This window comes from Polaribacter sp. 2305UL8-11, assembly GCF_058147165.1.
Genome location: NZ_JBYVJW010000087.1, coordinates 1 through 242, shown reverse-complemented (window position 1 = coordinate 242; position 242 = coordinate 1). Strand labels below are relative to the sequence as shown.

The following is a 242-nucleotide window of genomic DNA, read 5'->3' as shown; positions in this document are numbered from 1 at the left end:
AACAAATTTATAAAAAAATAAACGATTAAAAATTATTTTAGCAAAATTGTAACATTTTTTACTTTTACGCTAATTATAATAAAACTAACCAAACAACAAGTGCAGAAAGATTTAGAAACTAAATTTTTATCAGACTTTGAAAAAAAACAGAACATAGCACATAAAATTTGTAGATTATATACTACAAACCAAAATGCGCATCATAATTTGCTTCAAGAAATAACGATTCAACTTTGGAAAAA

At 22.3% G+C, this 242-nt stretch carries 1 pseudogene; it reads left to right on the top strand.

The features are described from left to right. Positions 1-99 precede the first annotated feature (99 nt). Positions 100-242, top strand: a pseudogene (locus ACY2RW_RS16295) (RNA polymerase subunit sigma-70); the annotation flags it as partial.